This is a genomic window from Occallatibacter riparius (assembly GCF_025264625.1).
GTDB classification, from domain to species: domain Bacteria; phylum Acidobacteriota; class Terriglobia; order Terriglobales; family Acidobacteriaceae; genus Telmatobacter; species Telmatobacter riparius.
This window is the reverse complement of sequence record NZ_CP093313.1, coordinates 4,794,452-4,809,972: the sequence shown is the minus strand read 5'-3', so window position 1 is coordinate 4,809,972 and position 15,521 is coordinate 4,794,452. Positions and strand designations below refer to the sequence as shown.

Annotated in this window: 13 protein-coding genes; 9 read left to right on the top strand and 4 right to left on the bottom strand. The window is 60.3% G+C overall.

Annotated elements, in window-relative coordinates; translation table 11 throughout:
• The first annotated feature begins 217 nt into the window (after positions 1-217).
• The 3 genes from MOP44_RS19530 to MOP44_RS19520 all read left to right on the top strand — a co-directional run bounded on the left by MOP44_RS19530 (position 218) and on the right by MOP44_RS19520 (position 4,407).
• The gene (locus MOP44_RS19530) at positions 218-1,240 is read left to right on the top strand and encodes a hypothetical protein (RefSeq protein ID WP_260791929.1); all 1,023 of its coding nucleotides are present in this window, start codon (positions 218-220) and stop codon (positions 1,238-1,240) included.
• Positions 1,241-2,228: 988 nt separating this feature from the next.
• Positions 2,229-2,921 (top strand): STAS domain-containing protein, encoded by a 693-nt coding sequence (locus MOP44_RS19525; protein ID WP_260791928.1) that lies wholly within the window; start codon positions 2,229-2,231, stop codon positions 2,919-2,921.
• A 46-nt stretch (positions 2,922-2,967) separates the two neighbouring features.
• Complete coding sequence (locus MOP44_RS19520; RefSeq protein ID WP_260791927.1) at positions 2,968-4,407, top strand: nitronate monooxygenase; 1,440 nt, start codon at positions 2,968-2,970, stop codon at positions 4,405-4,407.
• A gap of 42 nt (positions 4,408-4,449) precedes the next feature.
• On the opposite strand, the gene MOP44_RS19515 is transcribed toward MOP44_RS19520, so the two are convergent.
• The 3 genes from MOP44_RS19515 to MOP44_RS19505 all read right to left on the bottom strand — a co-directional run bounded on the left by MOP44_RS19515 (position 4,450) and on the right by MOP44_RS19505 (position 6,484).
• The gene (locus tag MOP44_RS19515; RefSeq protein ID WP_260791926.1) at positions 4,450-4,764 is read right to left on the bottom strand and encodes an ArsR/SmtB family transcription factor; all 315 of its coding nucleotides are present in this window, start codon (positions 4,762-4,764) and stop codon (positions 4,450-4,452) included.
• A gap of 28 nt (positions 4,765-4,792) precedes the next feature.
• Positions 4,793-5,275 (bottom strand): SRPBCC domain-containing protein, encoded by a 483-nt coding sequence (locus MOP44_RS19510; protein WP_260791925.1) that lies wholly within the window; start codon positions 5,273-5,275, stop codon positions 4,793-4,795.
• An 840-nt stretch (positions 5,276-6,115) separates the two neighbouring features.
• The gene (locus tag MOP44_RS19505; protein WP_260791924.1) at positions 6,116-6,484 is read right to left on the bottom strand and encodes a HesB/IscA family protein; all 369 of its coding nucleotides are present in this window, start codon (positions 6,482-6,484) and stop codon (positions 6,116-6,118) included.
• Between the two features lie 313 nt (positions 6,485-6,797).
• Here MOP44_RS19505 and MOP44_RS19500 point away from each other — a divergent pair, with 313 nt between their 5' ends.
• Entirely contained in the window at positions 6,798-7,061 is a 264-nt protein-coding gene (locus MOP44_RS19500) for a hypothetical protein (protein ID WP_260791923.1), read from the top strand.
• Positions 7,062-7,422: 361 nt separating this feature from the next.
• Positions 7,423-7,830 (top strand): REP-associated tyrosine transposase, encoded by a 408-nt coding sequence (locus MOP44_RS19495; RefSeq protein ID WP_260791922.1) that lies wholly within the window; start codon positions 7,423-7,425, stop codon positions 7,828-7,830.
• A gap of 413 nt (positions 7,831-8,243) precedes the next feature.
• Here MOP44_RS19495 and MOP44_RS19490 read toward each other — a convergent pair whose 3' ends face one another.
• Positions 8,244-9,446, bottom strand: a complete 1,203-nt coding sequence (locus MOP44_RS19490) for a VWA domain-containing protein (protein ID WP_260791921.1) — start codon at positions 9,444-9,446, stop codon at positions 8,244-8,246.
• 155 nt (positions 9,447-9,601) lie between these two features.
• On the opposite strand from MOP44_RS19490, the gene MOP44_RS19485 reads away from it, so the two are divergent.
• The 4 genes from MOP44_RS19485 (at position 9,602) to MOP44_RS19470 (ending at position 15,487) form a co-directional block, all read left to right on the top strand.
• Positions 9,602-11,434 (top strand): SpoIVB peptidase S55, encoded by a 1,833-nt coding sequence (locus tag MOP44_RS19485; protein ID WP_260791920.1) that lies wholly within the window; start codon positions 9,602-9,604, stop codon positions 11,432-11,434.
• A gap of 221 nt (positions 11,435-11,655) precedes the next feature.
• A complete protein-coding gene (locus tag MOP44_RS19480; RefSeq protein WP_260791919.1) occupies positions 11,656-12,663 on the top strand; it encodes an NAD(P)-dependent alcohol dehydrogenase in 1,008 nt (335 codons plus the stop codon).
• 56 nt (positions 12,664-12,719) lie between these two features.
• Positions 12,720-13,085 (top strand): RNA-binding S4 domain-containing protein, encoded by a 366-nt coding sequence (locus MOP44_RS19475; RefSeq protein WP_260791918.1) that lies wholly within the window; start codon positions 12,720-12,722, stop codon positions 13,083-13,085.
• 98 nt (positions 13,086-13,183) lie between these two features.
• Positions 13,184-15,487 (top strand): hypothetical protein, encoded by a 2,304-nt coding sequence (locus tag MOP44_RS19470; RefSeq protein ID WP_260791917.1) that lies wholly within the window; start codon positions 13,184-13,186, stop codon positions 15,485-15,487.
• Positions 15,488-15,521: the final 34 nt, after the last annotated feature.

Here is a 15,521-nt window from a genome sequence, read left to right as displayed (position 1 = left end):
AATCTTGTGTATAGCGGAACTACTCCAAGTGACGTGCGAGCGGTGGACGGAGGGTATGATACGAAGCCTTCAGTTTCCGAAGAACGTCATGGGGACATCACCACTTCGCCATTTCTACGACTCCCTCCCAACGTGGCCGGTGGCGGAACCTGCACCTACCCGCCTCAGTCGCCTGTTTCTATGCGCTAGCACAGTTCCGCTAAGGAGGTAATGCGCCATGGCCGAAAAGCCTGAGATTCTTCCGTCGCGCGAAAATCAGCACATGCAAGGCGCCGACGAGGATCATCAAATCGCGGAACCTTCGGAAATGCGGCAGCGCCGCATTAAGCAGACTTTCTTTCGCTCGGTCTTCTCTGTGTCTTTCGGCGCTTTGGCGATCTGGGGATTTAACGAGTTTCTACAAACACGTGGGTACCAAAGTAAGGGAGGCTCGCGTGTATTTCTCGCATTAGCTTGGCTAGGGCTAGTTCTTCTGTGTCTGTCTTGGCTATATAAGCGAAGGTATTGGAAGGGATGGTTCATCGGGGCTGTCCTTGCAACGGGCGCGATTGCATTCCTACTGGACCGATCTATCCCTATGGCGACACAACCATCTCAAGGGAAGGAAAACCTTCCTACGCTCTCCATTACGGGACCACCGCCCAAGCCGTCATTGTCGCAATCAGAACCTTCTGGACCGATGCCGCAATCGTTGAGGTCCACAAGAAGATCATCCGCCTCCCGTTTGGACGACGCGGTAAGGCCGCAGATGCATCTGTACAAACCATATGATTTTTCGCCACCGCAAGAGGGACAGGAACAGCGCGTCAACGTTTACTTCGAGAATCTGGGGCCATCGACGGTGGACCTGAGTATGCGAGGGCGCGTCACGGTAGCGATCAGTGACTCCGATAAACCTATTCCCTCGAACAATGACAATTGGCTTGATTTGCAGGAACATGTATGGCGCTATTTTGCCGCTGATGAGCCCCAAAACACCAATTTCAACATGACAGTACCTCCCGGCAAAAACTATGTAACTATCAAGGGCAATGAGAAGTTTTCGCAGCAAACCGCTCAGAGCCTTGCCAGCGCGGATGGGAGGGTTATCGCATTCATCTTAGGCAGGTTCAAATGGAGAGGCCCTGACAGACTCATACATACATATGAATTCTGCTCATTTACTCTCGGACACCAGGACGCCATATTCAACTGCAATCATCATAATGGCCCTACCCCGAAAGCTGAGGCAACAAGGTGAAATACCAACACAAGGAAGGGCTACATGCGCGAAAGACCTTCGAGGAAACGATGCCAAAAGATCTTTCGCGCACCTGAGCCACCAAAAAGGAAGACGCCACCCAAGAAGACGGCTTCGGAGGCCGTGAGAAGGGATGCGATTGCCGCTCTGTGCAGCGCGTTTCGTTCTGGGAATATTGTGCTATGGAAAAGAGGGCTGAAACTCAGGCCGAGACCTTAGACATTTCCTGCTACTCTCGGATGGTCTCCGAACTTGGCAATGAGGCTCCTTAGAACTTCTGGCGGCGTATCGGGCGAAGTCCATATCGTTTCGCACGAAACCTGCGGACGCGATCAACTGGACGCTTGCTGCTCTCTCCAGATGAGTGTAAGCACTCCGTCTGCTGGAGGTTCCACTTCTCCCTGAGCATTTCCGTAATAATAGTCGGTGCCAAAACCTCCACCCACTTGGCGTCTGAGTGTGATATCAATTGGCATTTTGCCTGGAAACCACGCGTTCTGGCAGCCCCGCATTTCCGTGGAAACCACAGTCCCAAGAACGTCCCGCATTCGTGACCGCCATCACATACTCACTCAGTCCGACGTCCTACCATTAGAGGGCCTTTCAGAAGGCAGGGAGTAGTGTTTCATGTCTCATCTGCCGCAGCGATCCATGGAGAGACCCGAGAGCACTGATCACGCACTGCCACACGAAGACCAAAAAGGGCGGTTAATTAGGCAGTAACTGGGTTTACTAGAAAATTAGCTACCCCTCCCCCTGTTTTTACTTCTCCATCTATTCGCCAAAAATCAACCTAACTGATATAGATGTTTAGATTTATCGTTCTACAAAATCCCATAGCACCAAAACAAGTCGTTGCAACAAACACTGCGAGATTGTACTCGATAGTAAACAGCGCAGATCTGAGCACCTTGGGGGCACAACCGGGCTGAAAACTGGTAACCGACAACTGCCTCACATGCTATTTTCAATTGAACCCAAAAGTCCCATGCCTCTCGAACTCAATACGCACATCTGCGGAACCGTCCTCATCGTCGAGTGCGCCGGCCGCATCGCTTCCGGCCCCGAAACCGAGTCGCTCCTCGCTGTTCTGCATAAGGACTCGTTCCGCAACCTCAAGCATGTTGTGCTCGGCATGGCTGGCGTCAGCCGAATCGACAGCTCCGGAATCGGCCTCATCGTCCGCTACGCCAACAGCCTTCGCCAGCGCGGCGGCGACCTCCGTCTTGCCGCCGTCACCCCGACGATCCTCGAAATCCTCAGGATGACGCGGCTCGACTCCGTCCTGAAGCTATTCGCCTCCGAAGACGAAGCTGTCCTTTCATTCCTCGAGAGAGACGCCAGCACCGCCTGCGTGCCCTGCGCCGCCGGCTGCGTGGTGCTCGTAGATCAGTCACCCGACTTCTGTGCCTTCGCCACAGCCGTGCTCACCCAGCATGCCTATGAAGTAAAGGCGGCCAGCCTGGTTCGCGATGCAAAGATCCTCCTCATGATCGAGAAGCCCAACTTCATCCTCGTCGGGCCCAGCACCCGCCCTGACGCCCTCGAACAGACCCTCGCTACTTTCCGAAGCCTCGCGCCCAACGCCAAAGTCCTTGCGGTCGATCCGGCACTCAAGACCGACGAGCCCCAACACGCCGGCGAAATCCTCCTACAAATGCTCACTGCCCAACAAGTGTGAGCCCCGTCACGAACTCCCTCGCCGTGTTGGATGAGAGAATCTACCGATGTTTAAAGTCCCCACGATCATTCAGGGCGGCATGGGTGTCGGCATCTCGAACTGGCGGCTGGCCCAGGCCGTCTCCCTGACCGCCCAGCTCGGCGTAGTTTCGGGCACCGCGCTCGACCAGGTCCTCGTGCGCCGTCTCGCCGACGGCGACCCGAGCGGCGCCATGCGCCGCGCCCTCGCTGCTTTTCCCTTCCCCGCTGTCGCCCGCCGCATCCTCGACGAATTCTTCATTGCGGGCGGCAAGCCCGCCACGCAGCCCTACCCGGCCCTGCCGCTCCACAGCCACCGCCAGCCTCGCAAGCTCGTTGAGCTCTGCATGGCCGCCAATTTCGCTGAGGTCTTCCTCGCCCGCGAGGGCCATCAGAACCCAGTCGGCATCAACTTCCTGGAGAAAGTCCAGCTCCCCCACCTCGCCTCCATCTACGGAGCGATGCTCGCCGGCGTGGGCTACGTCCTGATGGGCGCCGGAATCCCCTCCCAGGTTCCGGGAATTCTCGACGCCTTCGCGGCGCGCCGGCCGGCTGAGTATCGTCTTTCCGTCTCCGGCGGAGGCACCGAGCACACAGCAGACGCAACGGTCAGATTCGACCCGGCCGACTACGCCGACGATGCGCCTCTGCCGTCCCTCACTCGCCCGACTTTCCTCGCGATTGTTTCGTCCCACACTCTGGCCGCCAGCTTGCTGCGCCGCGCCTCCGGCCGCGTCGATGGATTCGTCGTGGAAGGCCCCACCGCCGGCGGACACAACGCCCCGCCTCGCGGCAAGCTGCAACTCAACGCGAGCGGCGAGCCACTCTACGGCGATCGTGACCGCGTGAACTTGGCTGAAATGCGCGCTCTCGGCGTTCCCTTCTGGCTTGCCGGAGGATACGGCAGCCCTGAGAAGCTCGCCGAAGCACTGGCGGAGGGCGCGTCCGGCGTCCAGGTGGGCACCGCGTTCGCCTTCAGCGAAGAATCCGGTCTCCGTTCCGACTTGAAGCGTGAGTTGCTCGCCCAGGCCGTCGCTGGAACTGGCCGCGTCCTCACGGACCCGCTCGCTTCGCCGACCGGATTTCCCTTCAAAGTCGCCCAACTCGCCGGAACTGCCTCTGATTCCGCAGTGGCCGCGCTGCGTCCGCGCCTCTGCGACGTCGGCCTCCTGCGCGAACCCTATGTCCGTGCGGACGGCGAACTCGCGTGGCGCTGCTCCGCGGAGCCCCTCTCCTGTTACGTCGCCAAAGGCGGCGCGGAAGAAGCTACCGTCGGCAGGAAGTGCCTGTGCAATGCCCTGCTGGCCAATATTGGCCATGCCCAGCTTCGCACGGACGGCGTGGTTGAGCCACCACTGGTCACGCTCGGCGACGACATCAATACTGTCGCGCGCTACTTGCGGCCGGGCGAGCACACCTACTCCGCTGCCGACGTGATCGAAGCGATTCTGCAGCCGCAGATCGCCTGATCACTTCTCTCTTTGCCGGACCGCAACAGTCATATCAGCGCCCTACTCCAACAGCTCGCCCAAGCGATCCAGCTGCTGATCCCAGGCGGTGCGGTGCTCTTTCACCCACTTCTCCAGCGCGTCGAAGCCTGCCGTGCCGATGCGGCAGGTACGCACGCGGCCGACCTTCTCCGTGTGCGCGAGGCCGCACTCCTCCAAAATCTGAAGGTGCTGCATCACCGCTGTGAGCGTGATCCCGAGCGGTTCAGCGAGCCTAGAGACAGACAGCGGGCGCTCCCTCAGACGATCGAGAATAGCGCGCCGCGTCGGATCTCCCAGGGCGTGAAACAGCCGATCGATGTTGATGCTTTCGGACATCGGATCCCCCGCGGACCGCTTGCCGCGGTCATTCTGCGTTCACGACGGACATGAGTTTGTTGAGCAGGCCGTTCCAGCCGGCTTTGATAAGGCCCACCGGGTCGGGACCGAGGCCCTCGAAGAAGGCTCCTTGCACGGTGCAGACCAGGTCCGTGCCCTCGTCGGAAGGCAGAAGTTCGAAGGTGGTGAGGGAGGCTTCCAGGCGTTTGTCACCCGAGGTCATGGTGGTAGCAGTGACGATGCGCTCGTTGGGAACTATGTCCTGGAAGTAGCCGTCGTTGATGATGACCATGCCTGCTACCGGCGTAGTCGGTCCGAGGCGGTAGACCAGGCGCCGCGAGCCGCCTACGGCAAAGCGAAGGGAGAACTCGAGCGTCTCACTGTTCTTCTCGTCGGTGAACCACTGCCTCACCTTCTCCGGTTCTGACAGCGCCGCGAAGACGGTTGCGGCTGGTTTGGAGAATTTGCGCTCGAGAACAAAGGTGCTGTGAATAACCTTGGGGTCCGCCATGTTGTTGCCCTCCTCTGTAGACACTGAAGCTATGGCTTAAGTATCGGGTCGGTCGAGAGGATTGTCAAGTAGGCACTTCACTATTTCTTTTTGTGGCGCGGGGGTGGGGGTACTCCGTTTCGGATTCAGCCCGACGCTTCGCGAAATATGTCTCCCGTTTCTGCTTGCACCATTTCTGGTGCACGGGAGGGGGGGGTCGCCTTCCGCCCGAGTCGCCCGTTTTGCCCTGACCTCGAGCCATCGGGGGGATCCCTCCGGTTCACCATTGCTCTTGGCAGGGGGGAGGGGGTGGGAATGTCTCCCTTCCCCTCATCCGCCGAATGCTCCACCCGGGGGGGTGGGGGGTGCCCTTCAGAGCCGCTCTGCCCTCTGCCCTGGTGGTCTGCCCTTTTCCGAGGGAGGTCATCTGACCCGCCATGTCTGGTGGGGGGGAGGGGGGTGGGTCTTCCTGCCTTTCGATCTGCTCATCGCTGTCCCAGCCCTGATCCCCGGATCGCCAGGGGGGTGGGGGGTGTCGCTGTGGCCCTTAAGCTTTCGATTATGCGGAGGGCTGTTTTCGGGCACAGAACCGCGCTGACGTTTCTCGCCGCCTGAGAAACAGGATAGGGCCAAACTGAGGGCGTGGCGGTGATGGGGCTCACCGGTCGATGTGATGAATGCAGAGGCTGCGGAAGAACACTGAACTGGTTAGGCTGGCAGGTCAAAGCCATCCCTCAGCGGCTAAAGCCTCGTTCGTTCCGCGCAGCTCAACGGCACCCACTGAAGTGGTGCCCTTTCAAAACTGAATGAGAAAGCCCGCCTCGGGGGGGGGGGGCGGGCTTCTGTGCGAGGAACTAAGGCTTAGACGTTGAACGAGGAGCCGCAACCGCAGGTGGACTTCACCTGGGGGTTGTCGAACTTGAAGCCGGCGGCTTCGAGGGTCTCGACGTAATCGACCGTGCAGCCGTTCAGGTACATCAGCGACGTGGCGTCGACAAAGACTTTCAGGTCATCGAAGCTGAAGACCTTATCCATCATGCCGCCCTGGTTCTCGAAGGCCATGGAGTACTGGAAGCCGGAGCAGCCTCCGCCGACCACGCCGATGCGCAGCCCGGCCGGGATCGGATCCTGGGTCGCCATGATTTCGCGGACCTTCGCGATAGCCTGGGGCGTCAGCACAAGGGGCGCCTTTTTGGTTTCCTGAGCGGGTACGGTGGCTGTGGTGGCCATGTTTTCTCCCAAAACGTGAAATTCTGTCCTATTGCTAGTTTACCGGCCCGGGAAATCCGACACAAGACCTGATCCCGCAGCCGTTCCATTGGATGCTACAGGTCCGGAATCGGCTTCGGAATCTATCCGGCTTCCGATTTGGACCTGAGAACTCCTTATTAAGACGTTTTCGCAATACAAACGACAGTGATCTTTGTCACGTTACCTGAGCTGAACCAGCGCTATGATGGTGGACCGTAAGGGCCCCTGCACTCACGATCCGCGGTTCCTTTACGGGCGCGGGTTCTGGGACCGGAAAGTTCCGGAGGTGGTTATGGTACCCGTCATGTGGACGGTATGGGGTGCATTAGTTGTGATTTCTGCGGCCGTCTGGATCTATCGCTCACGGCTGGAGCGCGACGAAGAGGACCAGATCTTCATCGACGATGCCTTCAGCCATGAACGTGCGGCCCAGGCAGCCATCGTCACCAAAGTCAATAAGGTGCAGCCGGTGTTTCGTGCCATGGTGACGGTTACCGCCGTGGCCACGGTGTTCGTAATCGGCTACTACATTTACGACATCTTCCACCAGTTCTAGCAGGGCTGGACCGGCTGCGCGAGCTCTCGGGGCCTGGCCTCGGGAGATCGAGGGTTTGTCTACCTGAATGGGGCCTAACCCGCTCCGATATGTCTCTCGACCCGCAAAGGAAAGGCGGGATGCGGAGTTCACTCTCTGCATCCCGCTTTTACGTTGCAGCGCGGAGATTCCCCACGGGGGCTAAAGCCCCAGGTCCTTATTGGGCCGGTGAACGGGCTGATTGAAATCAGCCCCTGATACGAAGCAAAAGGTGTTTGCAGAATACGAAGCAGAAGGTGTTTGCAGCCTAACCTGATTTCTAGAATTGGAGTTGCGTAAACCTATGGCGAGGCCTGCTCGCAATGCTGATTCTGCGGATATCGTGTCCCGAGCCCGGATCTTTTTCGCTACGACCAATACGTTTCAAGGGAAGTTCCTGCTTCAGTCTGAGCGAAACGCGACGCTTCTGATTGAAGTGTTGCGGACGTGCGCGACGGCCAGCAGATTCCGCGTGCTCGATTTCGTTGTGATGCCTAACCATCTTCATCTGCTGGTGGAGGTGAGGGATGGCATGTCGATTGAGAAGGCCATGCAACTGGTCAAAGGTGGATTCTCGTATCTACTGAAAAAAGAGGCGGGATACCTTGGCGAGGTCTGGCAGAAAGGGTACTCCGAAGTTCGGGTGATGGATGAGAGGAGCCTGGCACAGCATAGGGCCTACATCGCCCAGAATCCGGTGAAGGCCGGACTTGCGCCGGCCCCTGACGAGTGGCCGTATTGTTATGCCTAACTGGCACGGATGAAGAAGCGTGGCGGAGGCTAAAGCTCAAGTGTTTATGGTGCAGCTTGCGCGCTGATTGAAATCAGCCCCTGATACGAAGCACCCTTACCAGAGTTTTTCACCGAGCTTCGCAAGTCGAGAGCCCTGATACAAAGCAGCGGGCCTGCGTGCAGGCGGTGTGGGCGAGATCAACCGGCCGGACGGGGGCTAAAGCCCAGGTACTTTTCGGGCCGGTTGGTGGGCTGATTAAAATCAGCCCCTGATACGAACCCTCAGTAAGTTTTCGGCCCGTTAGGACATGCAAAGCCCTAATACGAAGCCCGGAGGTGAGACAGTGAAGCAGTGAAGGAGCGATCTGGCGAGCGCATTTGGCGTTGCAGTTTCGCTCCTTCACGCTTTTGCGGATGACCTAATTCGCTTTTTTATTCCACTTCGGGGCGGGCGCGGTAGCCGTCGCGGGTGATGATCTGGTACTTGAGCGGCTTGTGCTTCTCGTCCTGAAAGTGCAGCGGCTTGCCTTCGTCGTCCACCAGTTCCACGCGCAGCTTGCGATAGGTGCCGTCCTGCTTGGGATTGGTGGGGTGGTAGACCAGCTCGTACTTGGAGCGGATGTTCTTGTTGATATCCGCAAAATCCTCAGGGAGCTCACCCTCGAACCGCGGAAAGTACGAGTTGCCTCCGGTCATGTTGGCGATGGTCTTCATTTCGTTGTCGGCCTGGAGGTAATCCATATCGCGCATTTCGTTGCCCCAGCCGGGGCGGCCTTCAGTGATGGCGCGGAGGGCTCCTCCGGTCGAAACGGTGTAGATGGTGATATCTTTCGAGTTCGCTACCTTCTTGCGGAACTGGTCCCAGGTGAGCTTTGAGAAGGTGTCGCGGCCCGATCCGATCAGGACAATATACTTCCGCCCTTCCACGCGGCTCAGCCGGTCCATTGCCTCGGACACGGCGTCGAACATGTTCCGCTCGTTGAATCCGGGAATCATGAGCTGGCGGATGGCTTCGAAGACCTGGCGCTTGTCCTGCGTGAAGTCCGAGATGATGTGCGTGCGCATGTCGTAGGTCATGAGCGCGGCGTAGTCGTCGGGGCGGAGTTGCGAGGCGAAGACCCAGGCGGCGTTGAGCATGTCGTACTGGAACGCGTAGGTGTAATTGCTGCCGGCGAATTCGCAGAGCATCAGCACGGTGATGGGCGCCTCGACGCGCTTGAAGCCGATCACCTTCTGCTCCACGCCGTCTTCGAAGACTTTGAAATTGGCGGGCTTGAGGCCGGGGACGAACTGGTGGGTCTTGTCGATGATGACGCCCACGTCGACGGTGACTTCGGGAACTTCGACTCGCAGGTTGTAGGTGGGGGCGTTGGCAGGATTCTTGAACTTGGGCTCGGCAGGCGCAGGAGGCGGCGTGTCGGATTCCTTTTTCTTGGGCAGCGCGATGGAGCCGTTGTCGCCGGTGGGGCCGCCTGAGTCAGGAGAGGTCTGGTCGGGTGTTTGAGGCTTTTGCGGCGCGGGCGCAGGGGCCTGCGCACTCGCGATCAGGGGAGCCGCGGCAAGGGCGGCGAGAATAAATAACGTGCAAATGTGCAGGCGGTGACGAAGATACGGCATCAGATACTTCCTGGGCATGGCGACCTCTGTGCTCAACAGCATACGCGGATATGACTCATTCTAGATAGAACCGGGGCTCGTGGCCTTTGCGCTTCCCGTGGAAGCAGTACTGTATTTGAGCTCACACAGCGGGCCGGAGAGCCGGTTTACATTTAATAGACGTGGAAATCGGCATGAAGGACATCCGGCTCCCCCTCATTTTGGCTGCCGCCGTTCTGGCGGGCACTGCCCTGCCCGGCACGCTTCTTTCTCAATCTGCGAACCTTGCGGCCACTTCGGCGGCTGGACCGCCGCCTTCGACGGGCGGATTCTTCCCGCTGAGCGAGGTCCATCGTGGACTGATGGCGACCGCTTGGACGGTGTTCACCGGGACCAAGCCGGAGCCCATGCAGGTGGAGATTCTGGGAGTGCTCAAGGGCGCACGGGGCCCGGGGCACGACATGATTCTGGCGCAGCTCCACGGCACCAAGCCGGAGTACACGGGCGTAGTAGCGGGAATGAGCGGCAGCCCGGTATATGTGGGCGACAAGCTGCTGGGATCGCTGTCGTACCGGATCGGGCAGTTCAGCAAGGACCCCATTGCCGGCATTACGCCGATTGCACAGATGCTCGAGGTGCGCGATATCCCGGTGGGCGAGCAGACGCGCGTGGCCGAGTTGCAGCGGAAGAAGGACACCGGGCCGATGGGCGAGGAGCCGGCCTTTTTGCCAATGGAGACGCCACTGGTGATGAGCGGTTTTCATCCCGAGGCGATCAAGCTGTGGCAGCAGAAGATGGAGGGCACGGGGCTGGAAACGGTTGCAGCCGGAGGCGGAGGGACGTCTAAGTCCGATAAGATTTCAGCTGCTGCAGCGGCAAGCATCGTTCCGGGATCGGCGGTGAGCGCGCTGCTGGTGGGGGGCGACCTGGAGATTGCGGCGACGTGCACCGTTACCTATGTCGACCTCAAACAGCTTCTGGCCTGCGGGCATCCCCTTCAACAGGCGGGGCCGGTTTCGCTTCCGATGACTGCTACCGAGGTGGTGGCTACCCTGGCATCGCCGCTGAACGCCTTCAAAATCGTGAATACGGGCGAGCGCATTGGCGCATTTACCGAAGATCGCGATGCGGCCATCCGGGGAGTACTGGGCGCTACTGCGCAGACGATTCCGGTGCACATAGCGGTGCACTCCGGGAAGAAGACGCGCAACCTCAATATCGAGGTGCTGGACTTGCCTTCCCTCACGTCGCAGGCCGTGCTGGTGAGCATGTACGAGGTTCTGCTGCAGACGAATGAGAGCGGGGCCGATAACAGCTATCACGTGACGGGCACGATCGACGTGGATGGATATCCGGCGTCACCGGTGGATGTGTGGGCTGGGGGGTCGGAGGGACTGCCTCCGCAGCTTGCCGCGGCGCTGCTGTCGGCAGATCGGTTCCAGAAGCTCTATACGAATGGAGCGCGGCTTGGCGCGATTCGGGGGGTGAATCTCAAGGTGGAGGCGATCCCGCACCGGGCGTCGGTGGAACTGGCTTCGGCGCGGTTCACGTCGGGAAATATTGTGCACCCCGGCGATACGGTGACGGTGGAGGCGACCCTCAGGCCGTGGCAGCAGCCGGAGAAGAATGTGCGGATCTCGTTCAAGGTTCCGGCTCGGCTGCAGGGTGGAAATGTGCGGGTGCTGGTATCGGATGCGGGGACGCTGGACAGGACGTTATCGCAGCCGAAGATGATACCGCGGCCATCAGACATGCAGACGGCGCTGGCGGAAGCGCGGAATCAACATCCGCAGGACCGGGTGTATGTAAGCCTGCTGGTGCCCGAGACGCAGGCGGGAATGCAGGGCCAGACGCTTTCGAGCGTGCCGATCTCGATGGCCAATGCGCTGGAGCCGATGCGGGCGGCGCAGGATGTTTCGCTGAATGGGGAGTCGGCGCAGGTGGCGGCGGCGGCGGCGGCGGGAGGAGTGCTGTCGGGGTTCCAGGTACTTAATCTCCGCATTGAACCGGGCGGCGGGGTAGACTAAAGCAAAACCAGAGAAGGCTTGTCGCGCTCGCCCGTGCGGAGTGATTCGTGCTCCGGGGTAACCTGAATTGAGCGCCGTCGGGTGGGACATGAATCTGGTTCTGCTGTACAGGCATACAAATAGCGGTTAAGTTTTTTTGAGCAGTGTGGCTTTGTGTTAAGGAAGGCCAGGATAGCCGCGGCCATCCCGCACACTTAAACCCCCAGTGAGGATCCAGAGACATGTCCAATATTCAAGGATTAGCAGCTCACGCAGCAGGAGCCGAACTTCTGCCGTTTCGTTACGATCCCGGTCCGCTGGGGGCACACGAAGTAGAGATTGCGATTTCCCATTGCGGCATATGCCATAGCGATCTTCATCTGATTTCGAACGATTGGGGGATCAGCCAGTTTCCGTTTATTCCGGGGCACGAGATTGTAGGGAAGATTCAGCTGGTTGGCTCCGAGGTGCGCGACCTGAAGATGGGTCAGCGCGTGGGGCTGGGGTGGCAGTCGAACTCGTGCGGCGAGTGCGAGTGGTGTACCAAGGGCCTGGAGAACCTTTGCCTGAAGTCGGAGGCTACCTGTGTCCGCCGGCATGGAGGCTATGCGGACCGAGTGCGCGCGAACGCCCGGTTTGTCATGCCGATTCCCGAGGCGCTGGAGAGCGAGAACACGGCTCCGCTGCTGTGCGGGGGGATCACGGTCTACAATCCGCTGCGCAGTCACGGCATCAATCCTTCGTCGCGCGTGGGCGTGATCGGCATTGGAGGACTGGGGCATCTGGGGATCCAGTTTGCGAAGGTGTTTGGAGCGGAAGTGACGGCGTTTTCGACGTCGGCCGCGAAAGAGGAAGAGGCGCGCGCGCTGGGAGCTCACCGGTTTGTGAATACGCGCGAGACAAGGGCACTGAAGGACCTGGCCTGTACGTTCGATTTCATTTTGAGCACGGTGAACGCCGATCAAGACTGGAGCATTTACATGCAGGCGCTGCGGCCCAATGGAACGCTGTGCTTTGTGGGTGTTCCGCCGGCGCCGGTGAGTGTGCATGCGTTCCCGATGATTTCGGGTGTGCGCACGATTACGGGAAGCCCGATCGGGCCGCCGCACCGTATCCGCGAGATGCTGGATGTGGCCGCACGGCATGGGTTGAAGGCGCAGACCGAACGCTTCGCGATGGGCAAGGTGAATGAGGCCATCGAGCGGGTGAAGAAGAACAAGGTTCGGTATCGGGCGGTGCTCTCCAACTGAGAGAAGCAGGCATTAGGGATTAGGCGCTAGTGAATACATCGCTGACTTCTGTGCGCATGGATAAGTGGCTGTGGGCGGCGCGGTTCTTCAAGACGCGCGCGATGGCTGCGAAGGCTTGCGATCTGGGGCGGATCAAGTCGCATGGGACAGAGGCCAAACCGGCGCGCGATGTGAAGGCCGGCGACATGCTGCAGATCAAGACTGAGGGCGGCGACTACGAAGTCGAGGTGCTGGGGCTGAGCGAGATGCGCGGGCCCGCCGCGGTGGCGCATACGCTGTATCGCGAAACCGATGCCAGCAAGGATGCGCGCGAGAAGGCTGCTGCGGAGCGGAAGGCGATGCAGGAGTTCATGCCTCTGCCGGAGCGCCGGCCGAGCAAGCGCGATCGGCGGAGGATTATTCAGTTCCGGGGCGGGCGCTGACGCGCCCGGTGATCAGGTGTACAGGTGGTCAGATCACCTGAACTCACTCCGAGGCTTCCTGCAGCGTGCCGCTTCCGTTTAGTAGACTCAACAGCAGCATGGTGATAGCAGCCCGTCTCACCCGCATTCCTTACAAAATTGTGGTGGCCGCAGGTGCGGCCTTTCTTGCCTGTGTCGCCGGATTGACGCCGGCCAGGGCGCAGGGGACTCATCTGTGGACGCAGTCGCGCCTGGAGGAGTTCGAGAAGGGCACGCCGCAGGGTGTGGCTCTGGCCAGCGATGGCAGTCTGCGCGAGGGGCCGGGACTAAAAGAGATTGCGACTACGCCTTCGACGTTCGTTTGGTCTGTGGCCGCGGACAAGAATGGGACGGCGTACCTGGGAACCGGCTCACCGGCGACGGTGCTGCGCGTGGGCGCTGACGGCAAGCCGTTCACTCTTTTTGAAACGAAAGACCTGAGCGTGCAGGCGGTGCGGCTGGGGCCGGATGGCGCGCTGTACGCTGCGACGATGCCGAGCGGCAAGGTGTACAAGCTGAGCGCGAACGCGTCGACAAAGCAGGATGAGGCGAGCGCGACAGTTGTTTTCGATCCTGCGAAAGTGCCGGGTGCGGAAGCTGCGAAGGCTGAAGGCGATGATGATAAGTCGGCCGCGAAGGATCAGTCGAAGTCGCACTACGTTTGGGACATGACGTTCGACTCAGGGGGGCGGTTGTATATCGCAACGGGTGGGCCGGGGGCTGTGTATCGCGTGGATGCGGCCAAGAGCGGCGCGACGCCGGAGCTGTTCTTCAAAAGCGATGAGCCTCATATTCGCTGCCTCGCATGGGATGCGAAGGGCAACCTGATTGCGGGGTCGGATGGCAGCGGGCTGGTGTATCGCATCAGTCCCGAGGGCAAGGGATACGTGCTGTTCGACGCGCCGCGAAGGGAGATTCCGGCGCTTGCGATTGGTGCGGATGGAACCATTTACGCGGCGAGCGTTGGGGACAAGTCACGCAATCCGCTGCCGCCGCTGCCGGTCCAGGGTACGGGCGTGGTGACGTTCACGGTGGTGCAGCCGGGATCGCTGCAGGCGGCGAATGCGAGCACGTCTGCTCCCGAGGGCACGGAGGTTTACGCGCTGAAGGAAGGCCAGGCACCGCGCAAGATATGGACGGGCAAGGATGAGGTTGTGTATGCGCTGGCGGCGCGGCCGGACGGGCTGCTGGCGTTGACGGGAAATCGCGGGCGCGTGTTCCGCATCCAGGAGAACGGGGATTACGCCGATGTGGGGCATCTGGATGCGCAGCAGGGTCTGGCGATGACAGCGGGAGCGCACGGGGCGATTCTGATTGCGACAGGAAACACCGGCAAGATGGTTGAGTTTGGCGCACCGGAGAAGCACGAGTATCTGAGCGATGTGCTGGATGCCGGCGCGCTGGCGCGGTTCGGACGCGTGGAGATTGAGCCGGGGTCTACGGGCTATGACCTGATGACACGCAGCGGCAATGTGGAGCAGCCGGTGCGCGGTTGGAGTGACTGGCAACCGTTGAATGCGGGCACGGTGGCTTCGCCGGCGGGACGTTTTCTGCAATGGAAGGCTGTGCTGCACCAGGGCGGCACGCTGAGCGGCGTGGGTGTGAACTATCTCGCGGTGAATGCCGCACCGGTGGTTGAGGATGTGGTTGTGGTTCCAGGCGCGCGGATGACGCCCCAGGCGCAGCAGAGCGGGCAGGCGCAAACGGTGAACATTTCCCTGCCCTCAAACCAGGCAGCGGCGAGCGTTTCATTCGATGGCGGCAGCGCGGCGAGTTCGATTACGGCAACGAAGGACCGGACCGCAGTTACGGCGCGATGGGCCGCGCATGACGACAACGGCGACGACCTCACGTATGCGCTCTATCTGCGCGGGGACGGCGAGCACGTGTGGCGGTTGCTGAAGGACAACATTACGGAGAAGGCATACAGCTTCGACCAGACGCTGATTCCCGACGGCGGGTACCAGATGAGGGTGGTTGCGAGCGATGCGCCTTCGCATACACCGGCCGATGCTTTGATGGGCGAGAAGATCAGCGACCGATTTGAAGTGGACACCACTCCGCCGGTGATTACGGCGTTGCACGCCGCAGAGACGGCTCCGTGCGCGAAGGCGCCTTGCGCAGCACAGGTGACGTTCGATGCTGAGGATGTGATGTCGGCGGTGGTGAAGGCCGAGTACTCGCTGGATGCGGGTCCGTGGCAGTATGTGGAGCCGGTGGGCGCGCTGTCGGATTCGAAGCGCGAGCATTATGACTTCCGCATTCCGGAGGCCGCGTTCAATGGCAAGACGGGCGAGCATCTGTTAGCGGTGCGCGTGTATGACCGGCATGAGAATGTGGGGTTGGCGAAGACGGTGTTTATGTCGGCGGGCGAGGGGAAGTAAATTCTCCGGAGCTGATGATGGAGCGATCCGAAGA

Coding starts and splice junctions, on each gene's coding strand:
- MOP44_RS19530 (WP_260791929.1), top strand. CDS start 218: ATGGCCGAAAAGCCTGAGATTCTTCCGTCGCGCGAAAATCAGCACATG.
- MOP44_RS19525 (WP_260791928.1), top strand. CDS start 2,229: ATGCCTCTCGAACTCAATACGCACATCTGCGGAACCGTCCTCATCGTC.
- MOP44_RS19520 (WP_260791927.1), top strand. CDS start 2,968: ATGTTTAAAGTCCCCACGATCATTCAGGGCGGCATGGGTGTCGGCATC.
- MOP44_RS19515 (WP_260791926.1), bottom strand. CDS start 4,764: ATGTCCGAAAGCATCAACATCGATCGGCTGTTTCACGCCCTGGGAGAT.
- MOP44_RS19510 (WP_260791925.1), bottom strand. CDS start 5,275: ATGGCGGACCCCAAGGTTATTCACAGCACCTTTGTTCTCGAGCGCAAA.
- MOP44_RS19505 (WP_260791924.1), bottom strand. CDS start 6,484: ATGGCCACCACAGCCACCGTACCCGCTCAGGAAACCAAAAAGGCGCCC.
- MOP44_RS19500 (WP_260791923.1), top strand. CDS start 6,798: ATGGTACCCGTCATGTGGACGGTATGGGGTGCATTAGTTGTGATTTCT.
- MOP44_RS19490 (WP_260791921.1), bottom strand. CDS start 9,446: ATGCCCAGGAAGTATCTGATGCCGTATCTTCGTCACCGCCTGCACATT.
- MOP44_RS19485 (WP_260791920.1), top strand. CDS start 9,602: ATGAAGGACATCCGGCTCCCCCTCATTTTGGCTGCCGCCGTTCTGGCG.
- MOP44_RS19480 (WP_260791919.1), top strand. CDS start 11,656: ATGTCCAATATTCAAGGATTAGCAGCTCACGCAGCAGGAGCCGAACTT.
- MOP44_RS19475 (WP_260791918.1), top strand. CDS start 12,720: ATGGATAAGTGGCTGTGGGCGGCGCGGTTCTTCAAGACGCGCGCGATG.
- MOP44_RS19470 (WP_260791917.1), top strand. CDS start 13,184: ATGGTGATAGCAGCCCGTCTCACCCGCATTCCTTACAAAATTGTGGTG.